25 protein-coding genes are annotated in these 22,749 nt (G+C 59.3%); 10 read left to right on the forward strand and 15 right to left on the reverse strand.

Translation table 11 applies throughout. The features are described 5' to 3' along the window. Together ACTCHC_RS02900 and pip are read right to left on the reverse strand one after the other, a co-directional pair. Positions 1–607 (reverse strand): flagellar motor protein MotB (locus ACTCHC_RS02900; protein WP_463020952.1); only part of this gene is annotated, 607 nt, incomplete at its 3' end. Positions 608–694: 87 nt separating this feature from the next. Further along, positions 695–1,684, reverse strand: coding sequence for a prolyl aminopeptidase (gene pip / locus ACTCHC_RS02905; RefSeq protein ID WP_463020953.1), 990 nt, complete (start codon positions 1,682–1,684; stop codon positions 695–697). Between the two features lie 70 nt (positions 1,685–1,754). Between pip and ubiG the strand changes: the two genes are divergently transcribed. Beyond that, entirely contained in the window at positions 1,755–2,501 is a 747-nt protein-coding gene (gene ubiG, locus ACTCHC_RS02910) for a bifunctional 2-polyprenyl-6-hydroxyphenol methylase/3-demethylubiquinol 3-O-methyltransferase UbiG (protein WP_463020954.1), read from the forward strand. Here the strand turns inward: ubiG and ACTCHC_RS02915 are convergent. Genes ACTCHC_RS02915 through ACTCHC_RS02930 form a run of 4 tightly spaced genes read right to left on the reverse strand, consistent with a single transcriptional unit; the run spans position 2,498 to position 4,790 of the window. After that, a complete protein-coding gene (locus ACTCHC_RS02915) occupies positions 2,498–2,890 on the reverse strand; it encodes a MarR family winged helix-turn-helix transcriptional regulator (RefSeq protein ID WP_463020981.1) in 393 nt (130 codons plus the stop codon). The genes ubiG and ACTCHC_RS02915 overlap by 4 nt on opposite strands. A gap of 47 nt (positions 2,891–2,937) precedes the next feature. After that, complete coding sequence (locus ACTCHC_RS02920; RefSeq protein ID WP_463020955.1) at positions 2,938–3,771, reverse strand: carbon-nitrogen hydrolase family protein; 834 nt, start codon at positions 3,769–3,771, stop codon at positions 2,938–2,940. A gap of 3 nt (positions 3,772–3,774) precedes the next feature. Then, positions 3,775–4,032 carry a glutaredoxin 3 gene (gene grxC / locus ACTCHC_RS02925; RefSeq protein ID WP_463020956.1) on the reverse strand — a complete coding sequence of 86 codons (258 nt, stop codon included), beginning with the start codon at positions 4,030–4,032 and terminating at the stop codon, positions 3,775–3,777. Positions 4,033–4,067: 35 nt separating this feature from the next. Then, on the reverse strand, positions 4,068–4,790 hold the full coding sequence (locus ACTCHC_RS02930; RefSeq protein WP_463020957.1) for a double zinc ribbon domain-containing protein: 723 nt from the start codon (positions 4,788–4,790) through the stop codon (positions 4,068–4,070). A gap of 35 nt (positions 4,791–4,825) precedes the next feature. Between ACTCHC_RS02930 and ACTCHC_RS02935 the strand changes: the two genes are divergently transcribed. After that, the gene (locus ACTCHC_RS02935; RefSeq protein ID WP_463020958.1) at positions 4,826–5,671 is read left to right on the forward strand and encodes a methyltransferase domain-containing protein; all 846 of its coding nucleotides are present in this window, start codon (positions 4,826–4,828) and stop codon (positions 5,669–5,671) included. A 53-nt stretch (positions 5,672–5,724) separates the two neighbouring features. Then, the gene (gene hemH, locus ACTCHC_RS02940) at positions 5,725–6,777 is read left to right on the forward strand and encodes a ferrochelatase (RefSeq protein WP_463020959.1); all 1,053 of its coding nucleotides are present in this window, start codon (positions 5,725–5,727) and stop codon (positions 6,775–6,777) included. A gap of 50 nt (positions 6,778–6,827) precedes the next feature. Here hemH and ACTCHC_RS02945 read toward each other — a convergent pair whose 3' ends face one another. Continuing rightward, positions 6,828–7,427, reverse strand: coding sequence for a L,D-transpeptidase (locus tag ACTCHC_RS02945; RefSeq protein WP_463020960.1), 600 nt, complete (start codon positions 7,425–7,427; stop codon positions 6,828–6,830). 149 nt (positions 7,428–7,576) lie between these two features. Here ACTCHC_RS02945 and dalA point away from each other — a divergent pair, with 149 nt between their 5' ends. Beyond that, positions 7,577–8,071, forward strand: a complete 495-nt coding sequence (gene dalA, locus ACTCHC_RS02950) for a divisome-associated lipoprotein DalA (RefSeq protein ID WP_463020961.1) — start codon at positions 7,577–7,579, stop codon at positions 8,069–8,071. A gap of 4 nt (positions 8,072–8,075) precedes the next feature. Here dalA and ACTCHC_RS02955 read toward each other — a convergent pair whose 3' ends face one another. From ACTCHC_RS02955 to hslO, 5 genes are all read right to left on the reverse strand, one after another. Further along, complete coding sequence (locus tag ACTCHC_RS02955) at positions 8,076–8,573, reverse strand: L,D-transpeptidase family protein (protein WP_463020962.1); 498 nt, start codon at positions 8,571–8,573, stop codon at positions 8,076–8,078. 86 nt (positions 8,574–8,659) lie between these two features. Then, complete coding sequence (locus tag ACTCHC_RS02960; RefSeq protein WP_463020963.1) at positions 8,660–9,874, reverse strand: class I SAM-dependent RNA methyltransferase; 1,215 nt, start codon at positions 9,872–9,874, stop codon at positions 8,660–8,662. 16 nt (positions 9,875–9,890) lie between these two features. Next, complete coding sequence (locus ACTCHC_RS02965) at positions 9,891–11,039, reverse strand: CCA tRNA nucleotidyltransferase (protein ID WP_463020964.1); 1,149 nt, start codon at positions 11,037–11,039, stop codon at positions 9,891–9,893. Further along, the gene (locus ACTCHC_RS02970; RefSeq protein WP_463020965.1) at positions 11,039–11,638 is read right to left on the reverse strand and encodes a CoA pyrophosphatase; all 600 of its coding nucleotides are present in this window, start codon (positions 11,636–11,638) and stop codon (positions 11,039–11,041) included. The genes ACTCHC_RS02965 and ACTCHC_RS02970 overlap by 1 nt, the downstream gene beginning before the upstream one ends. Then, positions 11,628–12,629: an Hsp33 family molecular chaperone HslO gene (gene hslO, locus ACTCHC_RS02975; RefSeq protein ID WP_463020966.1), complete on the reverse strand. Its 1,002-nt coding sequence runs from the start codon at positions 12,627–12,629 to the stop codon at positions 11,628–11,630. The genes ACTCHC_RS02970 and hslO overlap by 11 nt, the downstream gene beginning before the upstream one ends. A gap of 77 nt (positions 12,630–12,706) precedes the next feature. Here hslO and ACTCHC_RS02980 point away from each other — a divergent pair, with 77 nt between their 5' ends. Beyond that, positions 12,707–13,147 (forward strand): NUDIX hydrolase, encoded by a 441-nt coding sequence (locus ACTCHC_RS02980; RefSeq protein WP_463020967.1) that lies wholly within the window; start codon positions 12,707–12,709, stop codon positions 13,145–13,147. 5 nt (positions 13,148–13,152) lie between these two features. Here ACTCHC_RS02980 and ACTCHC_RS02985 read toward each other — a convergent pair whose 3' ends face one another. Continuing rightward, positions 13,153–14,364: a PP2C family protein-serine/threonine phosphatase gene (locus tag ACTCHC_RS02985; protein WP_463020968.1), complete on the reverse strand. Its 1,212-nt coding sequence runs from the start codon at positions 14,362–14,364 to the stop codon at positions 13,153–13,155. A 216-nt stretch (positions 14,365–14,580) separates the two neighbouring features. On the opposite strand from ACTCHC_RS02985, the gene ACTCHC_RS02990 reads away from it, so the two are divergent. Further along, entirely contained in the window at positions 14,581–14,910 is a 330-nt protein-coding gene (locus ACTCHC_RS02990) for an Hpt domain-containing protein (protein WP_463020969.1), read from the forward strand. On the opposite strand, the gene ilvA is transcribed toward ACTCHC_RS02990, so the two are convergent. Continuing rightward, positions 14,907–16,154: a threonine ammonia-lyase IlvA gene (gene ilvA / locus ACTCHC_RS02995; protein WP_463020970.1), complete on the reverse strand. Its 1,248-nt coding sequence runs from the start codon at positions 16,152–16,154 to the stop codon at positions 14,907–14,909. The two genes, ACTCHC_RS02990 and ilvA, sit on opposite strands and share 4 nt — an antisense overlap. 145 nt (positions 16,155–16,299) lie before the next feature. Here ilvA and ACTCHC_RS03000 point away from each other — a divergent pair, with 145 nt between their 5' ends. The 4 genes from ACTCHC_RS03000 (at position 16,300) to mutS (ending at position 22,188) form a co-directional block, all read left to right on the forward strand. Continuing rightward, positions 16,300–17,526 carry an argininosuccinate synthase gene (locus tag ACTCHC_RS03000; protein ID WP_463020982.1) on the forward strand — a complete coding sequence of 409 codons (1,227 nt, stop codon included), beginning with the start codon at positions 16,300–16,302 and terminating at the stop codon, positions 17,524–17,526. A gap of 135 nt (positions 17,527–17,661) precedes the next feature. Further along, complete coding sequence (locus tag ACTCHC_RS03005; protein ID WP_463020971.1) at positions 17,662–18,645, forward strand: Hint domain-containing protein; 984 nt, start codon at positions 17,662–17,664, stop codon at positions 18,643–18,645. Positions 18,646–18,779: 134 nt separating this feature from the next. Further along, entirely contained in the window at positions 18,780–19,445 is a 666-nt protein-coding gene (gene msrA / locus ACTCHC_RS03010; protein WP_463020983.1) for a peptide-methionine (S)-S-oxide reductase MsrA, read from the forward strand. Between the two features lie 115 nt (positions 19,446–19,560). Further along, positions 19,561–22,188, forward strand: coding sequence for a DNA mismatch repair protein MutS (mutS, locus tag ACTCHC_RS03015; RefSeq protein ID WP_463020984.1), 2,628 nt, complete (start codon positions 19,561–19,563; stop codon positions 22,186–22,188). A 6-nt stretch (positions 22,189–22,194) separates the two neighbouring features. Here mutS and ACTCHC_RS03020 read toward each other — a convergent pair whose 3' ends face one another. Beyond that, positions 22,195–22,749, reverse strand: a complete 555-nt coding sequence (locus ACTCHC_RS03020) for a nucleotide exchange factor GrpE (RefSeq protein ID WP_463020972.1) — start codon at positions 22,747–22,749, stop codon at positions 22,195–22,197.

The following is a 22,749-nucleotide window of genomic DNA, read 5'->3' on the forward strand; positions in this document are numbered from 1 at the left end:
TCTCAGGATTCTGGACCAGGGCAAACACATCGGCGATCACGGCAACGATATCTATCAATGCCGCGCTGGGCTGGTCGCCCTCATCCATAAAAAGCGGGCGGCCAGGAAGATCGAACAGTTCGACGATCAGCCCCTCGTCGGTCAGGCGGGTCATGATCTGACGCAGGGAATTGTCGAGCAACATGCTTTCACCGCCAGATGTGTTCAGCGACTGCATGACCTGCTGCAACCCGGCATCCCCCTGCGCATCCTGCGAGTCACCTGGCCAATTGTCACCGCGTGCCTGACGTTGTTGGGTGGCGTGACGATTGGTTGCCCCGGTGCCCGATTGCGAAAGTGTTTCTTCAGAAAAGATACTATCCCCGCCAAAAGCGCCCTCTCCGCCGCCTGATATGCGGTTGATCGGAATCGTGGGATTGAAATAATCTGCGATCCCCTTGCGCTGTTTTTCCGTTGTCGCGTTCAACAGCCACATCAGCATGAAGAAGGCCATCATGGCCGTCACGAAATCGGCATAGGCCACCTTCCACGCCCCACCGTGGTGCCCGTCGCCGCCGACGATCTTCTTCCGCTTGATGATGACTGGCGCATTGTTTGATGCGCTCATTCCACCACCTCATACTCACCCGATATCAGCACTAGCAGAGCGGCGTGAACGCAGGCTTAACTGTTAAAATACTGTTCATTCACCCGATTACAGGCCCAATGCCTGTGTCTGGCGCAAGATCGCGCGGGTGGTGCGGATCAGTTCGGCACTGATTCCCGGCTCTGACAGCGCGTGGCCCGCACGCGGAACCATCCTGATTTCGGCCCGACCCCAGTTTTCGGCCAATTGCCACGCCGCGGCTGGCGGGCAGATCATGTCGTAACGGCCTTGCACGATCGTGGCCGGAATATGCGAAATCAGCGGAACATTCCGCAAGATCTGTCCATCGGTTTCCAGAAAGCCCGCATTGCGGAAATAATGGTTTTCCAGCCGTGCAAAGGCGCGCGCATATTCCGCCGGCGCATCCCCGAAATGGCCATCATTCTCGATCGACGCCAGCGCATTTTCCCAGGCAACCCAGGTGCGCGAATACCGCGCCTCAAGCGCGGGATCGTCTGAAAAAAGGCGCTTGTGATAGGCCTCGATCATATCGGACCGTTCATCGACCGGGATGGGATCGCTGAACCGTTGCCAAAGATCGGGCCAGAACTGGCCCGCGCCGCCGCCATAGAACCAATTCAGTTCGGCCTGCGTCATCAAAAAGACGCCCCGCAACACCAGATAGGCCGCCCGCTCGGGGTGGGTCTGGGCATAGACTAGGGCCAGCGTTGCGCCCCAACTGCCGCCGAAAACCACCCAGCGATCAATGCCCAGTGCGGCGCGGATCATCTCTATATCGGCAACCAGATGCCAGGTCGTATTGGCCTCGACACTGGCATGAGGGCGCGAACGACCACACCCGCGCTGGTCGAACAGAATGATCCGATATTCGGCGGGGTCGAAATATCGTCGCATCGCCGGGCTGCATCCACCCCCCGGCCCGCCATGCAAAACCACCACCGGAATACCCGATGGATTGCCGCATTGTTCGACATACAGGGTATGACCATCGCCAACCGCCAGCATGCGCTGGTCAAACGGTGCCAATGCGGGGTAAAGAACGGGCGCTGCGCGCTTTTGGCCTGCGGATTTATCCATATCCGACCTATATAACGTGCGGAAGACCCGCAACAAAGGGTGTCACCAGAAGACCGGATCGGAGACCAGGATGCAAGCCGCTGAAACAACCATCGACCCGTCCGAAGTGGCGAAATTCGAGGCCATGGCCGCCGAATGGTGGAACCCCAACGGAAAATTCAAACCGCTTCACATGCTGAACCCCTGCCGGCTGGATTACATCACATCCCAGATCGCCGCGGAATTCGGCCGCGATCTGACCAGCGAAAGCCCTTTTTCGGGTCTGCGCCTGCTGGATATCGGTTGCGGTGGCGGGTTGCTGGCGGAACCGATGGCGCGATTGGGGGCAACGGTTGTGGGCGCGGATGCTGCCGCGGGCAATATTCCTGTGGCCCGCATCCATGCCGAACAATCGGGTCTGGTGATCGACTATCGGCACACTACCGCCGAAGCGCTGGCCGAAGCGGGCGAGCGCTTCGATGTCGTCCTGAACATGGAAGTGATCGAACATGTTTCCGATCCGCTGGCATTCCTGACCGCGTGCCGGCAATTGCTGAAACCCGGCGGGTTGCAAATCTGCTCGACGATCAACAGGAATCCGAAAAGTTTCATGATGGCCATTGTCGGTGCCGAATATGTGATGCGCTGGCTGCCCAAGGGAACCCATGACTGGCACCGTTTCATCACCCCGGATGAATTGTTCAACCTGCTGCGCCAGGCCGGGTTCGATCCCGTGGATCGCAAGGGTTTCATATTCAATCCGGTCAGTTGGAACTGGTCACTGTCCGATCGTGACCTGTCGGTGAATTATGTTACCGCCGCGGTGAATTCAGCCTAGTTTTCGCCGCTCAGCGCCTGCCGCAGCGCCCGCAGCACAGGCAGAACCGCCTTGACCTTGTCAGCGCCGACATCGGCAACAACCTCGGCAACAACGGGGGCAATCGCCTCGATCGCCAGATCCCGCGCCCGGCGCCCCGAAGGGCTGATCGACACCATCTTGCGCCGCGCATCGTCCCAATCAGGGCGGATATGAATATGCCCGGCCCATTCCAGCTTGGTCAGTGTATTCGTCATCGCGCCACGCGTGACATGAAATGCATCGGCCAACTGCGCCGGGCTGCGTTCACCACCTACCCGCGCAAGATGGTTCAGAACCGAGAAGTGGCTTAGTTCCATCCCCTTGGGTAAGGCTTTGGTCAGCAGGTTACGCGCCAACTGGTCGGCCATGAAAATCTCGCCGAACAGCAATACCGCCAGCGAATCGGACAGATCGCTCACCTCGGCCCCCGGAACGGCCTGTCATGGGTCAGCGACGGGACCCGGCCACGCGCCTTTTCCACCGCGCCCAGATCCAGATCGACAAATGTGATCCCCGGCCGATCATCGGCGCGGGCCAGAACATCGCCCCATGGCCCCACCGCCAGACTGTGGCCATAAGACTGGCGCGGCTTGCCCTGTCGCGCCGAATGGGTGCCGGTCTGGGCCGGCGCCAGCACAAAGCAACCGGTTTCGATTGCCCGCGCGCGCAACAGCACATCCCAATGCGCCGCCCCGGTGACCGGATGAAAGGCCGCCGGAACCGTCAGGATTTGCGCGCCACCCTTGGCCAAGGCCCGGTAAAGATAGGGAAACCGCATATCATAGCAGATGGTCATCCCGACACGCGCGGCGCCGATATCCGCAACGATGGCACGATCACCGGGACGATATCCGGAAGATTCCCGAATTTCTTCACCCTCGCCGATCTGCACGTCAAACATGTGAATCTTGTCATAGCGGGCAATGATCCCGCCATCAGGGCCAATCATGAACGACCGGTTTGCGAACCGGCCGTCCGGATCATCGGTTTTCAGCCCCAGCGACCCGATCAACAGCGTCACGCCCAGCGCGGCCGCATGATCGCGCAGCCCCGCCAGTGTGGGGTCGTCAACCTCATGCAGCAAGACATCCTGTTGCAGGCTACGGCTGGCCGAAATGCAATTCGTCACCTCTGGGGTCAGAATGAACTCGGCCCCGTCGGATGCGGCCGTGCGCATCATGTCACGGACGACCGGCAGGTTTTCCGCCGGATCATCGCTGGCGCATAACTGCAGCATGGCCACGCGCATCGGTCAGCCCTTCAGCATCGGGTCAAGCTTGCCCGCACGGTCCAGTGCGAACAGATCGTCGCAGCCGCCCACATGCACCCCACCGATGAATATCTGCGGAACGGTATGGCCGCCATTGGCCCGGTCCATCATTTCGCGCCGCTTTTCCGGATGCGTGGAAACATCGGTTTCGGCAAAGCTGACGCCCTTTTCATTCAACAACCGCTTGGCACGGGCGCAATAGCCACAGGTTGGTGTGGTATAGATTTCAACTGGTTTCATTTCGCGATCCTTTGGTTTGTCGCGACTATACCCCTTCAGAAATCCTTCGCAACGCGTGCGAGCACCAGAACCGAAACGCTTGCGGCCCCCGCCCCAAGACAAACCTCGGCGCAGGCCGCAAGAGTCGCGCCTGATGTCATCACATCGTCGACCAGCATAACCGGCCGCCCCTGGATGCGGGCGACATGGCGCCGGGCCACCAGAAACGCCCCGGCCACATTTTCAAATCGGGCGGAAACCCCCATGCCTTCCTGCACGGCGGTCCGGCGCCTTCGAACCAGCAGGTCCGGGCAACATTCCAGCCCCGTCAGCCGTGCAAGACCGCGCGCCAGATGCGCTGCCTGATTGTATCGACGTCCCAGCAGCCGCAACCGATGCAAGGGAACCGGTGCAACGATCATGTCACGCTGCAAGATCGGCGCACCGGCCCGCGCCATCCACCGCGCCGCCGGAATGGCCAGATCCTCGCGCCCGCCATGTTTCAGGGCAAGCACCAGCTTGCGGGCATTGCCGCGATACAACAGCGCCGCCCGGCCCTGTGCCCAGGGTCGTGCCAGCGCCATGCAGTCATCACACTGAATCGCCAGCCCGTCATCTTCACCTGGCAATGGCGTGCCACAAGAATCGCAAACCAGGCCGGATACAAAGTGGGTTTCCCGCCAGCACGCGCCGCATAATCCGAAATCGTCATCAACCAGACCGCCGCAAGACACGCATTGCGGCGGATAGATCAGGCGCAGCGCGCTTTGCAATCCCATTCCAAGCCTCTAGATAATCCCCGACAGGAGAGCCGATGACCCAACCGCCAGCCCTGACCGACCGCACCGCCCTGGCCCGGTTTCGCAACCGCGCCAGACGCATGGCTGAACCGGCCCTGTTCCTGCATCATGACGCTGCCCTTGAGGTTCAGGAAAGGCTCACCGAGGTTAACAAAACCTTTACAGCGCCCGCGATCGTGTCGCCTTTCCCCGAAATCTGGAACCTCGCTGTGCCCGATGCACGCCATATCCCCGATGCCGAGGTTCTGGATCTGGCGCCCGAAGCCCATGACCTGATCATCCATGGCCTGACCCTGCACTGGGCCAACGATCCGGTTGGGCAACTGATTCAATGCCGGCGGGCGCTGAAACCCGATGGCCTATTTATCGGCGTGATGTTCGGCGGCCAGACACTGGCCGAATTGCGTGCCGTGCTGGCGCAGGCGGAATCCGCGCTGACCGGGGGCTTGTCACCCCGCATCGCCCCGATGGCCGAAATTCGTGATCTGGGGGGGCTGCTACAACGCGCGGGATTCGCGCTGCCCGTTGTGGATGGCAATGCCCGAACTGTTACCTATCGTGACGCATTGCACCTGATGCGGGATTTGCGCGCCATGGGTGAAGGCAATGCGCTGAGCCAGCGTCGCCGCGTCATTCCGCCAAAGCGACTTTTCACGGATGCCGCGCAGATCTATGCCAATGCTTTTCCCGCAGGCAATAATCGCATTTCAGCAACGTTCGAGACGATATTTCTGACCGGCTGGGCCCCGCATCCCGATCAGCAAAAGCCGCTCAAACCCGGATCGGCGACCGCCCGTCTGGCTGATTTTCTGGGCAGCTCGCCATCCACAAAGACCGCACCGGACAAGCCCGACAATTGACCCGCCTGCAAATCTCTTTATGTGTCACGCAACCACACCAGACAGAGGTCCAGATGTCAGACAGACCTATCCGCCCACAGCATGCGCCGTCTGATCATCCGGCCCTGGCACGTCCGAAAATCGGCGTTCTTCTGGCCAACCTGGGCACACCAGACGCCACCGATTACTGGTCGATGCGGCGTTATCTGAATGAATTCCTGTCCGACAAACGGGTGATCGACTATCCGTCCTGGAAATGGCAGCCCCTGTTGCAGCTGATTATCCTGACAAAACGGCCCTTTTCTTCGGGCCGTGCCTATCGGTCGATCTGGAACACCGAAAAGAACGAAAGCCCGCTGATGACCATCACCCGGGCACAGACCGAAAAGCTGGCGCAAGCGGTGCATGACAAATTCGGCGATCGGGTTCTGGTAGATTTCTGCATGCGCTATGGCAATCCGTCGACAAAATCCAAATTGCGGGCGCTGATCGAGCAGGGATGCCAGAAAATCCTGTTCGTTCCGCTTTACCCCCAATATGCGGGCGCGACATCCGCAACCGCCAATGATCAGCTGTTTCGGGCGCTGGCGCAGGAAACATGGCAGCCTGCAGTGCGGACAATTTCACCCTATTTCGACGATCCGGCCTATATCGACGCCTTGGCGCAATCTGTGGAACGGGCCTATGCCGCACAGGCCGATCAGCCCGATATACTGGTTTGCTCATATCACGGGGTGCCAAAGCGCTATCTGATGCAGGGTGATCCCTATCATTGCCAATGCCAAAAAACGACGCGGCTTTTGAAAGAACGGCTGGGTTGGTCTGATGATCGCATCACCACCACGTTCCAGTCCCGCTTTGGGCCCGAAGAATGGCTTCAACCCTATACGGTCGAGGAAGTCGCGCGTCTGGCGCAGGCTGGCAAGAAAAAGATCGCCGTAATCGCCCCGGCCTTTTCCGCCGATTGCATCGAGACGCTGGAAGAGATCAATGAAGAAATTCGCGAAAGCTTTGAACATGCCGGGGGACAGCAGTTTACCTATATCCCCTGCCTGAATGATGATCCGGCCCATATCGCCGCCTTGACCGGCGTTATATCGCGCAATCTGCGCGGCTGGATTGACTGAAACGAAAACGGCGGCCCAAGACCGCCGTTTATGTTCCATGCCTGCAGCATTCAGATCAGCAGAACCTGCGTGCCAACCTTGGCATAGCTGAATAGTTCAGAAATGTTCTCATTATACAATCCGATACAGCCATTCGACGACCGGCGGCCAATCTTGCGCGTATCATGGGTGCCGTGAATCCGGTAATATGTCCAACCAAGATACAGCGCGTGGGTGCCAAGCGGGTTATCGGGGCCAGGTCCGATATAGGGGGGCCATTCCGGATTGCGTTTACGCATTGCAGGAGTCGGCCGCCATTCCGGGCCAACAACCTTTTTCACCACCGATGTCCGGCCGCGCCGGGTCAGATCGTCGGTCATTGGAACGCTGGTGGGGTACAGCTTGTAGGTCTGGCCGTCTTCGGTCCAGAAATGCAGCGCGCGCGAGGTTGTATCGACCAGGATGGCGCCATTCTTGAGGTTGGCAAAATAGGGCTGCCAGTTCAGCGCCCTGAAGCTGGAGATATTGTGGTCAACCGGATGCGGACCCAATCCCAACACCTTGTCGGGCTCGGTCGAATTCTGTTGGGCCAGGGCCGGCGCGGCAAGCAGCGCGACACCGCCGGCAAGAAATGCCCTGCGGTTGGCCAGCTTGAGGGTTGAGGACGTCATGACGAACTCCAAATTCCTGTTTGTTTGACAAAAGCATATGCCACCCAGCGAACCGCCGCAAATCAAACACGTGTTAACAGGCGGGTCTGCGCCGGGTAGCATTTGAACAGCACCCAACATCCGTGTAAGCAGATCAGCGCAAATCATAGATGGCGGACCCCATGCGTGTAATTCTGTTTGTTATTCTTTCAGCCGTTGCTCTTGCCGGCTGTCAGGCCCCGACAACATCCGACAACATCTACCGGATCACCGCCAGCAACACCGCTGAAATCCAGTATCGCGCGCTGGATTCGATCAATGCGCTGCGGGCCGCACGGGCGCTGCCCCCGCTGCAGCTCAGCGCCGAGCTGAACGCCGCCGCCGCAACCCATTCTCGCGATATGTCTCTGCAAAACCGGGCATGGCATTTCGGTTCCGACGGCTCGTCGCCGCTGGATCGGGTGAACCGCACCGGTTATGCTGGCAACATGCTGGGCGAAAACATCTCGGAAACCTACGAGACCGAGCTGGAAACCCTCGCCGCATGGGCCCAACAGCCTGATACCCGCGACGTCATGCTCGACCCGAAGGCGCGCGATATGGGCTTTGCCTTCTTTCAGGAGCCCGCTGGCAAGATCTGGTGGACATTGGTGACGGGCGGCTGACCGGTCACGGCAGGATATCGATCACGGTGCCATCGCGAACCATGGCATAAATTGTCTCTATTTCACCGTCTTTCACGGAAATGCAGCCAGCCGTCCAGTCACGGCCCTTACCGCGGTTTTTGCGCGCCCGGCCATGGATGAAAATATCGCCCCCGGGGTTTTTGCCGCTGGCAAAGGCGCGCGCGACATCATCTTCGTTGGGATAGGATATCCCCAACGACAGATGAAAGCTGCTGCGCGGATTTCGGCGGTCGATGTAATAGCGGCCCTCGGGCGTCTTTCCGTCACCTTCGAATTGCTTGTGCCCGACCGGCGCGAAGCCCAGCGCGATGTCAAAGCTTTTCAAAACGGTCTGATCATGCAGCAGATACATCCGCCGCCGGTTCTTCAGCACGACAACCCGCGTTACCTGCGGCCCGTCATAGACCGGAATGCCCCGCCCGCCACAACCGGCCAGCCCAAGCAATAACCCGCCCTGGATAAGCACACGCCTGTCGATCATTTTACTGCCCGATATCCCGGTTACGGCTTGTTTTGCGCGATTCTACCTCAATTGCGCAAATTTGACAGCACCAATCAGGAAAAACTCTATCGCGCAAACCGTGCCACAATTTCGATATGCGGGGACCAGCGGAACTGGTCTATCACCTGAACCCACTCCAGGGTGAACCCCGCCGCGCATAAAATTGCGGCGTCTCGGGCAAATGTCAGAGGGTTGCACGACACCCCGACCACGCAGGGCACCGTTGATTTCGCGATCTGTTCCATCTGCGATTCGGCCCCGGCGCGCGGCGGGTCGATCACCACCGCATCAAACCGGCGCAGATCATCGGGAATCAGCGGGCGGCGGAACAGATCACGTGCTTCGGTGTCGATCCGTTTGAGCCCCTGCGACCGGCGCCAGCCTTTTTCCAACGCGGCCAGCATATCGGCTTCGCTCTCGACGGCCAGAACCTCGGCCTTTTGCGCCAAGGGCAGGCTGAAGGTGCCACAGCCCGCAAAAAGATCGGCAACCCGTCGCGCGTCTCCCACACCGGCGATCACCGCAGATGTCAGCGCGGCCTGTCCGTCGGCGGTGGCCTGCAGAAATGCGCCCGGCGGCGGTACAACCTGACCGGGCCCGAACTGCTGGCGCGGCGGTCGCAGCTCGGCAACTGGTTCACCGTTCCATGTCAATCGCGCAAGCCCATGCTCGGCAACAATAGTGCCTAATTCTGTTATCATCATTCGGTCCAGCGGCTTTGCCCCTTGAACCGAAACATCGACCCCATCCAATGACTTCGCGACTGTGAAACTGATCTCAGCCTTGCGGGATGCGCCGATGGGAACCAAAGCCTGCAACGCGGGAAAGGCCGCCATCAGATCGGGATGCAGCAACACGCAATCCGGAATGGCGATCACGGTATCGGAACCGCGCGCATGAAATCCGACAATCACGCCCTTCTTGGTGCGTCGCCCCGCCAGAACCGCCCTTTGCCGCGACCGCGCCGGTGATGTCTGAACGGGCCTCAACTGCGTTGACAGGCCATGCGCCTGCAGCGCGATCTGCACCACATCAGCCTTCCACTGCGCGACAAATCGGTCCGAGGCATGTTGCAGCGCGCACCCGCCGCAGCTTTTGTAATGCGGGCAGGGCGCACGAACGCGATCAGCCGATGGCGTCACGATCCTGGGCTGGGGCATGTGATCACCGATCACATCGCCCTCGACCACCTCGCCGGGCAGGACCATCGGCACGAAGATCGGCCCCTCGGCGATTCCATCGCCCAGATGACCCAGCCTGTGTATTGTTGTCGTCACCATGCCGACCATCCCACGGTCATGATAAAAGATCATTCCGGCCAAGAGTCATCTGCGACCGTAGCCACTGTTCTTCAAGGTCTTTCAGGCGTTGTCCCAGCGCCGGCCCCGACAGCGCGGGCATCAGATCGGCCGCCACTACGGGAAACCGCGCCCCGGCACCTTTGCGCAGATCATCCCGCCACCCATCTGGCAAGGATGTCTCAAGCGCCGCTGACCGCAACAAAAGGATATCCCGCGCCAGATCGGCGCCATACCGATAGGCAAGAACCAGTGCCGTATCGCCACTGCCGATATTATTCTGCATCACGTCAAGGCGCCTTTGCTGATCCCGGCTTAATCGCAACCTGCCCGGCACGCCCTCGCCGCCCAGCGCAGCAAGCCGCCGCATGGCGTCTGGCGTTATGTGCTCACCCTGCTCGATATGCACAAGAACCGGCAAAAGGCGGGCATCGGCCCCGGGTATGACCCGCGCCAACACGCCCGACTGTGCCATGGTTGCAACGCTGGGCGCGGGGTCGGGCGCCGATAGCAGCTTGATCATTTCCGCGCCCACACGCTCTTTGGAAAGCGTCTCTATCTCGGCGGAATATCGCGCGCAGGCGGCCAAACCTTCGGCATCCAGGCCGTTCACGGCATCGCCATACCACGCATGAAACCGGAAAAACCGCAAGATGCGCAGATAATCCTCGACGATCCGCTGCCCGGCATCGTCGATGAACCGGACCCGCCGCGCCTGAAGATCGTCAATACCACCCAGCGGATCATAAACATCGCCCTCTGGCGTCGCATAAAGGGCATTCATCGTGAAGTCGCGCCGATGTGCGTCTTCGTCAGCAGATCGGGAAAACGCAACAACCGCGCGCCGGCCATCGGTTTCGACATCCCGGCGAAAGGTTGTCACCTCATGGGGCTTGTGTCCCGAAACAACGGTGATGGTGCCGTGTTCAATCCCGGTAAGAACCGCGCGAAGCCCAGCCGCCTTTGCCACCGCGACCACCTGTTCCGGCAATGCGTCGGTGGCGATGTCAATGTCATTCACCGGCGCGCCCAGCAGGGTGTTGCGCACACAGCCCCCAACAAACAGCGCCTGATACCCCGCGCCGGTCAGCGCTGCGCAAACCGCCTGCGTTTCGGGCGCGGCAAGCCAAGGCGCGTTCAGGCGCATCACACTGTCATCCTGTCGGCCAGCCCGCGCAGAATGCGGGCGGTGGCTCCCCAGATGTAATAGGGTCCATAGGGAACGGTATAATACCGCCGCACCTGCCCGCCCCAGACCCGTGAACATATATAAAAGTTGCTTGGATCGGTGACATGTTCCAGCGGCACGGTGAACACCTCTTCGACCTCGCCCTTTTCAGGAACGGGTGAAAATTCGGCTCTGATCAGGCCTAAAACAGGCGTTATGCCATAGCCGGTCACAGATTGATGCCCGGGAAGCGTTCCCAAAATCTCGACCGAGTTGCGGTCAAGGCCGATTTCTTCCTCGGCCTCGCGCAGCGCGGCCGCTACCGGACCGGAATCGCCCAGATCCTGTTTGCCGCCTGGCAAGGCAATCTGCCCCGGATGATGTTTCAGCCGTGAAGATCGCTTGGTCAGAACCAGATCAAACCCCCACGCACCGGGAAGTATCGCCAGTAAAACCGAGGCTGGCGTCAGCACGGTGCCAACTGGCGCGGCGAATGAGGGATTCAGATCGAAATCAGATGAATTATGCCCCGGATTTTCAATCGCCCGTTGCAGCCGGGCGATAATATCAGCTGTCATCGACGTCCCGCCCCCTGGCCTCGAACCCGACTGTCGCGGGGTCCAGCTCGTAATGCGCGCCGCAAAACTGGCAATCTGCCGTCACCAGCCCGTCATCCGTCGTCATATAAGCGATGTCCTTGGCCGAATAGATCGACAGGCTTTGCCGAACACGCTCTTCAGAGCAATTACACCCGAAACTGACGGGTTGTGCATCATAAACGCGCGGGCCCTCCTCGTGAAACAGGCGAACAAGCAGGTCGGTGGGATGTACATTCGGGCCGACAAGCTCCAGATCTTCGACGGTATCCAACAGAAAATTCGCCCGCGCCCAGCTTTCTTCGTCATCACCTTGCAGGATATCTTGCGCGTTCAGCAGCCCGTTTTCACCCGACGCGCCATCCTGCGCCATCAATGGCGAGGCCTTGGGGATGTGTTGCAACATGACGCCGCCTGCCCGCCAACGCTCCACCTCACCCGGAAGTCGCGACCGGCCAAAGCTGAGTGCGAACCGTGTCGGCAGCTGTTCGGACTGGGCAAAATATGTCTCTGCACATGCGGAAAGCGACCCGCCAGCAATAGGCGTGATTCCTTGATAGGGCGACATGTCCTCGCCCTGGTGCAGAACCACGGCGAAGTACCCCTTGCCGATCTGGTCAAATGGCCGGGCAGTGGAATCGAGCCTGTCTTCGTCGAAACTGGCATAGGCCCGTATGCGCGCGGGCTGCCCGTCATCGGTCGGTCCGTAATAATCGGTTGCGATCAACCTGGCCGGGCCATCACCACGCACCTGCAGCGACAGCCGCCAGCGCAACTTGATGGTTTGGCCGATCAGGGCTGTCAACAGCGCGGCCTCGGCCACCAGGGCCTCGATCGCGGGCGGATAGTTATGTTGCGCCAGAACCTGATCCAGCACCCCGTCCAGCCGCCCGACGCGGCCGCGGATATCGCTGCGATCAAGTTGAAACGGAAGGACGGTATCGTCCCAGGCGATCTGTGATCCAAGAGTCATGGGGTTTCCTTGTGGGCCGTCACTTGGCATACCGCGACAATATAGTCGGCACAACAGGCGCACCAAGAGGCCAGCACATGATCAGACGTTTTGGCGAGGCAGTCCGACCGGACCGAACCTATAAGGTGCGCCACGGGGCCTATGCGATTCTGCCCGACCGCGAATCGCTTCTGATCACCCTTCAGCAGCGGCCCGTTCCCGAACTTCAACTGCCCGGCGGGGGCATTGATGCCGGGGAACACCCCCTTGCCGCGCTGCACCGCGAAGTCCTGGAAGAAACCGGCTGGCGGATCGCGCCGCTTCGGCGTCTGGGGGCCTTTCGTCGATTTACCTATATGCCGGAATACGATCTTTGGGCCGAAAAGCTGTGCCATGTCTTTATGGCGCGCCCGATCCGCCCGCTTGGCCCCCCACGCGAGGCAGACCACACCGCCATATGGATTTCTGCCCACGATGCCGCCGCGCAACTGGCGAATCCCGGCGATCGCCACTTTGTCAAAACCGTTTTTGGCCTGTAATAAGCCTATTCCGGGCCGTGATATTCCAGCAGCACCGCCGACACGTCATCGGCAAGCGGTGATGCGTGCCGCTGTTCGGTCAAGGCCCAGAACAGGTTGTCCAGAACTTCGGGGCCGCGCAGATCCGCCACACCTGCCAGCATCTGCGCCAACCCTTCCTGTTCGATCATTTCGCCTGCTTCGGTCAGGCTTTCGGTAATTCCATCGGAATACAGCAGCACCCGGTCGCCCTTGCCCAGCAAGATATCGAATGATTCATACCTAGCGTCAGGAACCAACCCCACCGGCAAACCACCATTGCCGACAAATTCGATCCGACCATCAGCGCGCTGAATCAGCGGATGCGGATGGCCAGCCTGCACAAGACGCACCCGCCCTGTCGCAAGGTCGGCAATGCCCAGCGCCATGGTAAAATACTCCTCGACCCCCTGGTCCGACAAAAGCCGCTCATTCAGGATATGCGCCACCTCATCGGGGGGACGCATTGCGAAAAACCGGTCAAATCGCCGTTCCAGCGCGATATTCTGTTCCAGGAACTTGCCGCTCAGATATCCGGCCAGCCGCGCCGTCATCAGGGCCGACGTCACGCCATGCCCGGATACATCTATGTTGAAAAACCCCAGCCGGTTCGGCCCCGGCGTGAACATCCCGACCAGATCGCCGCCAACATGGCCACAGGGCTTGATCAGCATGGAAATCTGCGACGGTCCCAGCCGCCTGAATCGTTCCGGCACCAGCGATTCCTGAATATGCCGGGCCTGCGCCAGATCGCGGTCGATGATATCATAAAGTCCGCGCAATTCGTGCAAGGCGGTCTCGACCAGCTTGTTCTTGCTGTTCAGCTCTTCCTGCATGCCAAGGATACGCTCGCCCGCCACAAGCCGGGCTCGCAACTCCGTCGGGTTCACCGGCTTGGTCAGAAAGTCATCGGCGCCCACCTCAAGCCCCTGCACAATTTCTGTCGTTTCCGATTTTGAGGTCAACAATATGAAATAACCATATCCGGCGCGATCCAGCGCACGAAAGCGGGTGCAAAACTCGATCCCGTTCATGCCGGGCATCATCCAGTCGCTGATGACGATGTCGATTTTCGCGCCATCGCAGGCGGCAAGCGCCTCTCCGCCAGATGCCGCTTCGATCACCTGATATCCCCAGCCATTCAACAAGGCCCGCAAGATGCTGCGCTGCGACCGACTGTCATCGACAAGCAGCACCATCCGTGCCCGGTCAAGCCCCGGCTTTAGCTGTGTTAGACACAATTTTTCCGTCACACCGACCCCACTCGTTCAACGCACCCACTTGTCGGTGATAAGCGCGCGCCTTTAACGCATCGTAAAACCTAAGATTTGAATTTCTCGGCTTGCGCGACAAACCCTACGTTAAGATTACTGCTGCACTCTATGCGCGGGTGGTCCGTCATTAGGGCAATAGAAATGATCGAATGGGCTCGCATTGCAGATCTGCGCGCGGATGTCGGCGCCGAGGCTTTTTCCGAGGTGATCGAGATTTTCCTTGAGGAGGTCGACGAAATCGTGGGCGGCCTGCAGGCACGATCTGATCCCGCTGAAATGCGCGAAGCGCTTCACTTCCTGAAAGGTTCGGCGCTCAATCTGGGTTTTTCGGCACTTGCCGGACATTGCACAGATGGCGAATTACGGGTTCAGTCAGGCCAGCCGTTCGACTGCGCGGCCCTGATTGAATGTTACCACCTGTCGCGCGCGAAATTTCTGGGGCGCGTGTCGTCACAACGCACGCCCGCCTAAATCACGAACTGCGCCAGCAAATCGTCTTCGGTAATGTCGTGATAGACCAGCCCCGCATGATCCAGCCGTTCAAAAAGACGCAAGAAATTTTCAGCTTCGGTCGTTTCGATGCCGATCAAGACCGATCCGAAATTGCGCGCTGATTTCTTCAGATATTCAAATCGGGCGATGTCGTCCTGCGGGCCCAGCAAATCCAGAAAGTCACGCAAGGCACCCGGGCGCTGCGGCAGGCGCAGAATGAAGTATTTCTTGACGCCGGAATACCGTTGCGCCCGCTCTTTCACCTCTGGCAGGCGCTCGAAATCAAAATTTCCCCCCGACGTTACACAGACGACGGTCTTGCCGCGAATCTGGTCTTTCAGATCGTTCAGCGCATCAATGGCCAGCGCCCCCGCCGGCTCCAGCACGATGCCTTCAACATTCAGCATGTCCAGAATCGTCACGCATATCCGATCCTCGGGCGCCAGAAGCACATCCCCCGGCGCAATGTCCCGCAAGAATGGAAACGTCTTTTCGCCGATCCGCGCAACCGCCGCCCCGTCTACAAACGAATCGACACGTGGCAAGGTCACGGGCGCCCCCGCTGCAATCGCCTGAGTCAAAGACGGGGCGCCCAGCGGCTCTATGAAACGGAATCGCGTCTGCGGCAAGGCTTGGCGCATGAAGCATATGACGCCCGCGGCCAGCCCACCGCCGCCAACCGGCAGAACCACCAGATCCGGCACAGTGGGCAATTCGTCCATGATCTCGACCGCAACGGATGCCTGCCCCTCGATCACGTCATCATCGTCAAACGGGGCCAGAAAATAGCCGCCAACCTGCGCACAATAAGCTTGGGCAGAGGCAAGACTGTCGTCGAAATAGTCACCAATCAAGCGTATTTCGATATTTTCACCGCCAAAGTCGCGCGTCTTGTCAATCTTCTGCTGCGGTGTGGTTACAGGCATGAAGATCACGCCGCGCACCCCGAAATGCTTGCAGACAAAGGCCACGCCCTGCGCGTGATTGCCCGCACTGGCGCAGACAAACACCTTTTGCCCCGGGTCATTCGCCAGAACCTTGCGCATCGCGTTGAACGCTCCGCGCAACTTGTAAGACCGCACCGGCGAAAGGTCTTCGCGCTTCAGCCAGATATCGGCATCAAAACGCGCGGAAAGATACTCGTTGCGCTGCAACGGCGTCGCGGGAAAGATCGCGCGCATGGCCTGTTCGGCGGCGCGGGCCTGGGCAATGAAATTATCCATGCCCTACACCTGATGCGAATCCTGCCCATTCGCAAGAGTGTGTTCTTTGACAGCAATCTGACTGGCAAAACGGGCCGTCCCCTTGCCCGGCCCCCGAAAACACAATAAACGCCGCCGGAACCTGTGCATGAAATCCGAGGCGCCCATGTCATCCCCCAAGAAAGTCGTACTGGCCTATTCCGGCGGTCTGGATACCTCGATCATCCTGAAATGGCTGCAAACCGAATATGGCTGCGAGGTGGTGACCTTTACCGCCGATCTGGGTCAGGGCGAAGAACTGGAACCGGCCCGCCAAAAGGCGATCCTGCTGGGGATCAAGCCGGAAAACATCTATATCGAAGACGTGCGCGAAGAATTCGTCCGCGAGTTCGTCTTTCCGATGTTCCGGGCGAATGCGCTGTATGAGGGTCTGTATCTGCTAGGCACCTCGATCGCGCGCCCGCTGATTTCCAAACGCCTGATCGAGATTGCCGCGATGACCGGCGCCGATGCTGTCGCCCATGGCGCAACCGGCAAGGGCAATGATCAGGTGCGGTTCGAACTGGCCGCCTATGCGCTGAACCCCGACATCAAGGTGATCGCCCCCTGGCGCGAGTGGAATCTGTCCAGCCGCACCAAACTGCTGGCCTTTGCCGAGGAACACCAGATCCCGATCGCCAAGGACAAGCGCGGCGAGGCGCCGTTCAGCGTGGATGCCAACCTTTTGCACACCTCGTCCGAAGGCAAGGTTCTGGAAGACCCCGCAAAAGACGCGCCCGATTACGTCTATCAGCGCACCGTGAACCCCGAAGATGCGCCCGATACGCCCGAATATGTCGAGATCGGGTTCGAGCGCGGCGATGCGGTGTCGATCAATGGCGTCGCGATGAGCCCCGCCAGCATCCTGACCCGTCTGAACGAATTGGGCGGCAAGCATGGTATCGGTCGGCTGGATCTGGTCGAGGGCCGGTTCGTCGGCATGAAATCGCGCGGCATCTATGAAACGCCCGGCGGCACGCTGCTGCTCGAGGCACATCGCGGGATTGAGCAGATCACGCTGGACCGTGGCGCCGCCCATCTGAAGGATGAGCTGATGCCAAAATATGCCGAACTGATCTATAACGGCTTCTGGTTCAGCCCCGAACGCGAGATGTTGCAGGCCCTGATCGACAAAAGTCAGGAGCACGTGACCGGCACCGTGCGGCTGAAGCTTTACAAGGGTCTGGCCCGCACTGTGGGCCGCTGGTCCGAATACAGCCTCTATTCCGAAAGCCATGTGACGTTTGAAGACGATGCCGGCGCCTATGACCAAAAGGACGCGGCAGGCTTCATCAAGCTGAACGCGCTGCGGCTGCGGCTGCTGGCCATGCGCAAACGGCGGCTTGACGGTTAACCAGCCGCCGATCACGGGCAACACGGCTCGATTACCTTGGCATTGCCAAAGTTCGGACATTTTTAGGCAGTAAAAACTGGTTCAAACCGACTGATCCGCAATACTTGCGGCAAAGTCTTGTTCAGGACCAACGCAATGCCGACGACTTATGTTCACATATACGAAGTGCCGAACAGCTATGTTTCAAACGGCACAACATCGACGATCATGAATGAATTCATCATGAAAATCGTCGACGACGACGCCAGGCTTGATGCGACCAACGCTGCCGACTCTGGCGCAGACCCGGTATTCTCGTCCACATCATTCGGAACGGCGAGCGGATACAGATTCTTCTATAACGACACGATCACCATCAATGGCACCACCGAAACGGTCAAAACCTTTCAATTGACCATCGGCGGCACAACGCGATCCTTCATCATGAACGATGCGGGCAACGAAATTGTCGGTGCCAATGTCGGCAACACAATCAGCCTGAATACATATTCCAACTATACCGCGATCAATTATACCGCGATCCCCTGCTTTTGCGCAGGAACCATGATCGACACGCCGCGCGGGGCAATCGCCGTCGAACACCTGCGCATCGGCGACATGGTGTTGACCGTCGATAATGGGCCACAGCCCATCCGCTGGGTCGGAAATACCACCCTCGGTCTGCGCGATCTGCTGGCCAGGCCCGAACAGGCCCCGATCCGCATCGCCAAGGATACGCTCGGAAAGGGCCTGCCTGATGCAGATCTGTTCGTGTCGCCACAGCACAGAATTTTGCTGGAAGGATGGGCGCTCGATCTGGCCATTGGTGAACATCAGGCGCTTTGTGCTGCGAAATATCTGACGGAATTTCCCGGTATCAAGCAAATGACCGATCAGAAATCTGTGCAGTATTTTCATCTGATGTTCGACCATCATGAAATTCTTGTCAGCAACGGCCTGAAAACAGAAAGCTTCCTGTTGGGTGATGCGATTGCCGATGGAATGCCCGCAGAATACCTGGCTGAAATAAACAGTCTTTTCCCGGATCTGCGCCATCAGACCGACCTGCGGCACATTCGCTCCGCTCGCCCGGTGCTGAAACGGCACGAAATCGCCACCATGGCCCGGCTGGCGGCATAATCTGCGGCAAACCCGGAGCCAAAGCTCCAGTCGCAAATGTTTCAGCAGATCGAACCTTCGTGACATCACGGGCTTGTCAGGCCCACTTCAACGCACAGGCATCTAGGTTGTCCGCAGCAAAGGCGGAGTCTCAGATGTTACATCACATTCATACCCTCAAAGCGGCAATCTTGGCCGTCGCAATCCTCCTCGGCTTGACCGCCATACATGGCACGGCGCACGCCGCACCCTTGCAAAAGATCGTTCTGGCTGGCGGCTGCTTTTGGTGCGTCGAGGCCGACTTTGAAAAGGTTGATGGCGTAAAGGCTGCCATATCCGGCTTTGCCGGCGGCACCGTGGCAAATCCGTCATACAAGCAGGTCGTGCGCGGCGGCACTGGCCACTACGAGGTCGTTGAGATCACGTATGATCCTGACAAGGTTTCATATGAAAAGCTTCTGAATATCTTTTTCAGATCCATAGACCCAACCGACGCAGGCGGTCAGTTTTGCGATCGCGGCGACAGCTATCGCAGCGCCATTTTCGTCTCTGACCCAGCCCAAAAGGCAATTGCCGAGGCTGAAAAATCAAAAGTCGAGCAGGCGCTGGGAACGTCCGTCGCAACGATGATCCTGCCCGCAGCCCCATTTTACCCGGCCGAGGAATATCATCAGGACTATTACAATAAGACCGATCTGATCCTGACGCGCTTCGGCCCCAAAACCAAGGCCGAGGCCTATAAGCTGTATCGTAATGGATGCGGCCGCGATCAACGCCTGCGCCAATTATGGGGCAATGAAGCCGGCGGCGATCATTCCTGACGCCCGCCCCGCCATATCGTGAATTCGGTCTTTCGCTGATTCGATCACTTGGCTAATCTTCGGGGACTTTACCCGGAGGATATTCGTGAGCCACGCCAGCACATCCGTTACACCGATGATGGCGCAGTTCCTTGACATCAAAGCCGCCCATCAGGATGCCCTTCTGTTTTACCGGATGGGCGACTTCTATGAGATGTTCTTTGAGGATGCAGTCGCCGCCGCCGAGGCGCTGGACATCGCATTGACGAAGCGCGGCAAACACCTTGGCGAAGATATCCCCATGTGCGGTGTGCCCGCCCATTCCGCCGAAGGTTATTTCCTGACGCTGATCCGCAAGGGCTTTCGTGTTGCGGTTTGTGAACAGATGGAAGACCCCGCCGAGGCCAAGAAGCGCGGATCAAAATCCGTCGTCCGGCGCGAGGTTGTTCGCCTTGTTACCCCCGGCACACTGACCGAAGACAGCCTGCTTGTCGCGCGGCGAAACAGTTTTCTCGCGGCCTTTGCGCAGGTTCGTGACGAATCTGCCCTGGCCTGGGTCGATATATCCACGGGCAGTTTTCGCGTGATGGCCTGCCCGATGGTCAGGCTTGGGCCAGAACTGGCCCGCCTTGCACCGCGCGAAGTTATTCTATGCGACGGTTACCCGTCCTCTTTGGCTGAAATAGTCTCTGAATCAGGGGCTGTATTGACTCCCCTTGGCCGCGCGGCCTTTGACAGCACCGCGGCCGAAGACCGCCTGAAATCCCTGTTCCGCGTCGGAACGCTGGATTCTTTTGGAAGCTTTTCCCGGGCCGAAATGGCGGCAATGGGGGCGATTACCGAATATCTGGACATAACCCAAAAAGGCAAACTGCCGCTTTTGCAGTCGCCCGCGCGCGAATCCGCCAGCCGCTCCATGCAGATCGACGCCGCGACCCGTCGCAACCTTGAACTGGTCGCGGGCGCAAGCGGCGGGCGCGATGGATCACTGATCGCTGTTATCGACAGAACCCTGACAGCCCCCGGCGCGCGGCTGCTTGAACGCCGCCTGTCGGGGCCGTCATGCGATCTTTCAGAAATCCAATCCCGGCTGGCCGCCATTCGCGCGCTGAAAGAAGACACTCAACTTCGCGAAAGTTTGCGCGCCACGTTGCGCCGGGTGCCCGACATGGAGCGCGCACTGTCGCGACTCGGCCTTGACCGGGCTGGCCCGCGCGATCTGGCCGCCATTCGCAATGGTCTTGCCCAGGCCGCCACGCTCTCATCCGCGCTGCGCGCTGGCGATTTGCCACAACTTCTGGCGGATGCGCAGGCTGATCTTCAGGGGCACGAAGATCTTGTCGATCTTCTTGATGCCGCCCTGATCGCAGAGCCGCCATTGACGATCCGCGATGGTGGCTTCATCGCGCCAGGGCACGACACAGAACTGGACCAAGCCCGCCGTCTGCGCGACGAGGGGCGCGGGGTGATTGCCGCGATGCAGGCAGATTATGCCGCAGAAACCGGGATTGGCTCGCTCAAGATACGGCACAACAATGTGCTGGGCTATTTCATCGAAACAACGGCCACCCATGCCGAAAAGATGCTGTCAGAACCCCTGTCGGAAAAGTTCATCCACCGCCAGACCACCGCGAATGCCGTCCGGTTCACCACGGTCGATCTGTCGCAGATGGAAACCCGCATTCTGAATGCCGGGGGCCGGGCGCTGGACATTGAAAAGCGGCTCTATGAAAGCCTGAAAGACACTGTTCTGAACAGCGCGGGAGCTATTGCCCAGACAACCGCCGCCCTTGCGGAAATTGATCTTGCCGCCGCGCTGGCCGATCTTGCGCAGGACAAGAACTGGTGCGAACCCGTGGTTGATGACAGCCGCGCCTTTGATATTTCCGGCGGGCGCCATCCTGTGGTCGAACATGCGCTGGCGAAACAGGGCGGCAACTTCATCGCGAATGATTGCGTCCTGACCCCTGACGGTGAGAAGGCGGCGATATGGCTTTTGACCGGCCCGAACATGGCAGGGAAATCGACCTTTTTGCGCCAGAACGCACTTATCGCGATTCTGGCGCAGGCGGGCAGCTTTGTTCCCGCGCAAACGGCGCATATCGGGCTTGTTTCACAATTATTCAGCCGGGTCGGCGCATCGGATGATCTGGCGCGCGGGCGATCCACCTTCATGGTGGAAATGGTCGAAACAGCCACGATTCTAAATCAGGCCGACGACCGCGCGATGGTTATTCTGGATGAAATCGGCCGCGGAACCGCAACATATGATGGGCTGTCTATCGCCTGGGCCACGCTGGAATATCTGCATGATGAAAACCGGTGCCGCGCATTGTTTGCGACGCACTACCATGAAATGTCAGCGCTCGCGGGCAAGCTGCCTGGCGTCGAAAACGCAACCGTAGCCGTCAAGGAATGGGATGGCGAGGTTATCTTCCTGCACGAGGTCCGCATGGGCGCGGCTGATCGATCCTATGGCGTTCAGGTCGCCCGCCTGGCGGGGCTTCCGCAATCTGTCATCAACCGCGCTCGCGTCGTTCTGGATCTTCTGGAAAGCGGCGAACGCGAAGGTCGTGTAAGCCATAAATCCCTGATCGACGATCTGCCGCTGTTTTCCTCTGCCGCGCCAAGCCGCCCGCCGGCGCCAGAAAAATCCGGGCTGGAATCACGCCTGTCCGAGATACATCCAGACGAACTTACGCCGAAAGATGCGCTTGGGCTGATTTACGAACTCAAGGCCCTAGTACAACCCAAGAACAACTAGATCGGATTATTTCGGGGTAGAGGAAACACCTACCTGGGCGGCACGCAACAGTCTGTCATGCAACTTGAACCCGTCCGTCATCACCTGAATGATATCGCCCGCATTGGTGCCGGGCAGCGGGGCCTCGAACATCGCCTGGTGCATCTGCGGATCGAACCGGTCACCGACCTGCGGGCGGATGATTTCGATACCATGTTTGCCAAAAACGTTCTGTAATTCGCGCAGCGTCAGCTCGACTCCCTCGATCAGCCCCTTGTTCGCCTCGCGCTGGTCGTCGCCGATGGCCTCCAGCGCCCGCGTCAGGTTATCGTAGACAGGCAGCATGTCGCGGGCCAGCTTTGACCCGCCGTATTGTTCGGCCTCGCGCCGGTCACGCTCGCCACGCTTGCGGGTATTTTCGACATCCGCAAGCGCCCGCATGAACTTGTCGCGCATTTCATCACGCTCCTTGCGAAGCGCTTCCAGCTCATCAACGCTGTCATGGGCCAGATCATCGAAAATGCTGGTATCATCCAGGCCAATTTCATCAGTCAGTTCAGGTTCGTTCTTCGTGTCCGCCAT

The sequence above is a fragment of the Actibacterium sp. genome, assembly GCF_055134745.1.

What these genes read in the sequence shown, in the direction of transcription:
- ACTCHC_RS02990 (WP_463020969.1), top strand. Translation starts at nt 14,581, where the DNA reads ATGATCGAATGGGCTCGCATTGCAGATCTGCGCGCGGATGTCGGCGCC.
- ACTCHC_RS02935 (WP_463020958.1), top strand. Translation starts at nt 4,826, where the DNA reads ATGACCCAACCGCCAGCCCTGACCGACCGCACCGCCCTGGCCCGGTTT.
- ACTCHC_RS03005 (WP_463020971.1), top strand. Translation starts at nt 17,662, where the DNA reads ATGCCGACGACTTATGTTCACATATACGAAGTGCCGAACAGCTATGTT.
- ACTCHC_RS02955 (WP_463020962.1), bottom strand. Translation starts at nt 8,573, where the DNA reads ATGATCGACAGGCGTGTGCTTATCCAGGGCGGGTTATTGCTTGGGCTG.
- grxC (WP_463020956.1), bottom strand. Translation starts at nt 4,032, where the DNA reads ATGAAACCAGTTGAAATCTATACCACACCAACCTGTGGCTATTGCGCC.
- pip (WP_463020953.1), bottom strand. Translation starts at nt 1,684, where the DNA reads ATGGATAAATCCGCAGGCCAAAAGCGCGCAGCGCCCGTTCTTTACCCC.
- ACTCHC_RS02985 (WP_463020968.1), bottom strand. Translation starts at nt 14,364, where the DNA reads ATGGTGCTGCTTGTCGATGACAGTCGGTCGCAGCGCAGCATCTTGCGG.
- hslO (WP_463020966.1), bottom strand. Translation starts at nt 12,629, where the DNA reads ATGACTCTTGGATCACAGATCGCCTGGGACGATACCGTCCTTCCGTTT.
- ACTCHC_RS02980 (WP_463020967.1), top strand. Translation starts at nt 12,707, where the DNA reads ATGATCAGACGTTTTGGCGAGGCAGTCCGACCGGACCGAACCTATAAG.
- ilvA (WP_463020970.1), bottom strand. Translation starts at nt 16,154, where the DNA reads ATGGATAATTTCATTGCCCAGGCCCGCGCCGCCGAACAGGCCATGCGC.
- ubiG (WP_463020954.1), top strand. Translation starts at nt 1,755, where the DNA reads ATGCAAGCCGCTGAAACAACCATCGACCCGTCCGAAGTGGCGAAATTC.
- ACTCHC_RS02970 (WP_463020965.1), bottom strand. Translation starts at nt 11,638, where the DNA reads ATGACAGCTGATATTATCGCCCGGCTGCAACGGGCGATTGAAAATCCG.
- ACTCHC_RS02945 (WP_463020960.1), bottom strand. Translation starts at nt 7,427, where the DNA reads ATGACGTCCTCAACCCTCAAGCTGGCCAACCGCAGGGCATTTCTTGCC.
- ACTCHC_RS02930 (WP_463020957.1), bottom strand. Translation starts at nt 4,790, where the DNA reads ATGGGATTGCAAAGCGCGCTGCGCCTGATCTATCCGCCGCAATGCGTG.
- msrA (WP_463020983.1), top strand. Translation starts at nt 18,780, where the DNA reads ATGTTACATCACATTCATACCCTCAAAGCGGCAATCTTGGCCGTCGCA.
- ACTCHC_RS03000 (WP_463020982.1), top strand. Translation starts at nt 16,300, where the DNA reads ATGTCATCCCCCAAGAAAGTCGTACTGGCCTATTCCGGCGGTCTGGAT.
- ACTCHC_RS03020 (WP_463020972.1), bottom strand. Translation starts at nt 22,749, where the DNA reads ATGGCGGACACGAAGAACGAACCTGAACTGACTGATGAAATTGGCCTG.
- ACTCHC_RS02965 (WP_463020964.1), bottom strand. Translation starts at nt 11,039, where the DNA reads ATGCGCCTGAACGCGCCTTGGCTTGCCGCGCCCGAAACGCAGGCGGTT.
- mutS (WP_463020984.1), top strand. Translation starts at nt 19,561, where the DNA reads ATGATGGCGCAGTTCCTTGACATCAAAGCCGCCCATCAGGATGCCCTT.
- ACTCHC_RS02920 (WP_463020955.1), bottom strand. Translation starts at nt 3,771, where the DNA reads ATGCGCGTGGCCATGCTGCAGTTATGCGCCAGCGATGATCCGGCGGAA.
- ACTCHC_RS02960 (WP_463020963.1), bottom strand. Translation starts at nt 9,874, where the DNA reads ATGGTGACGACAACAATACACAGGCTGGGTCATCTGGGCGATGGAATC.
- hemH (WP_463020959.1), top strand. Translation starts at nt 5,725, where the DNA reads ATGTCAGACAGACCTATCCGCCCACAGCATGCGCCGTCTGATCATCCG.
- dalA (WP_463020961.1), top strand. Translation starts at nt 7,577, where the DNA reads ATGGCGGACCCCATGCGTGTAATTCTGTTTGTTATTCTTTCAGCCGTT.
- ACTCHC_RS02915 (WP_463020981.1), bottom strand. Translation starts at nt 2,890, where the DNA reads ATGGCCGACCAGTTGGCGCGTAACCTGCTGACCAAAGCCTTACCCAAG.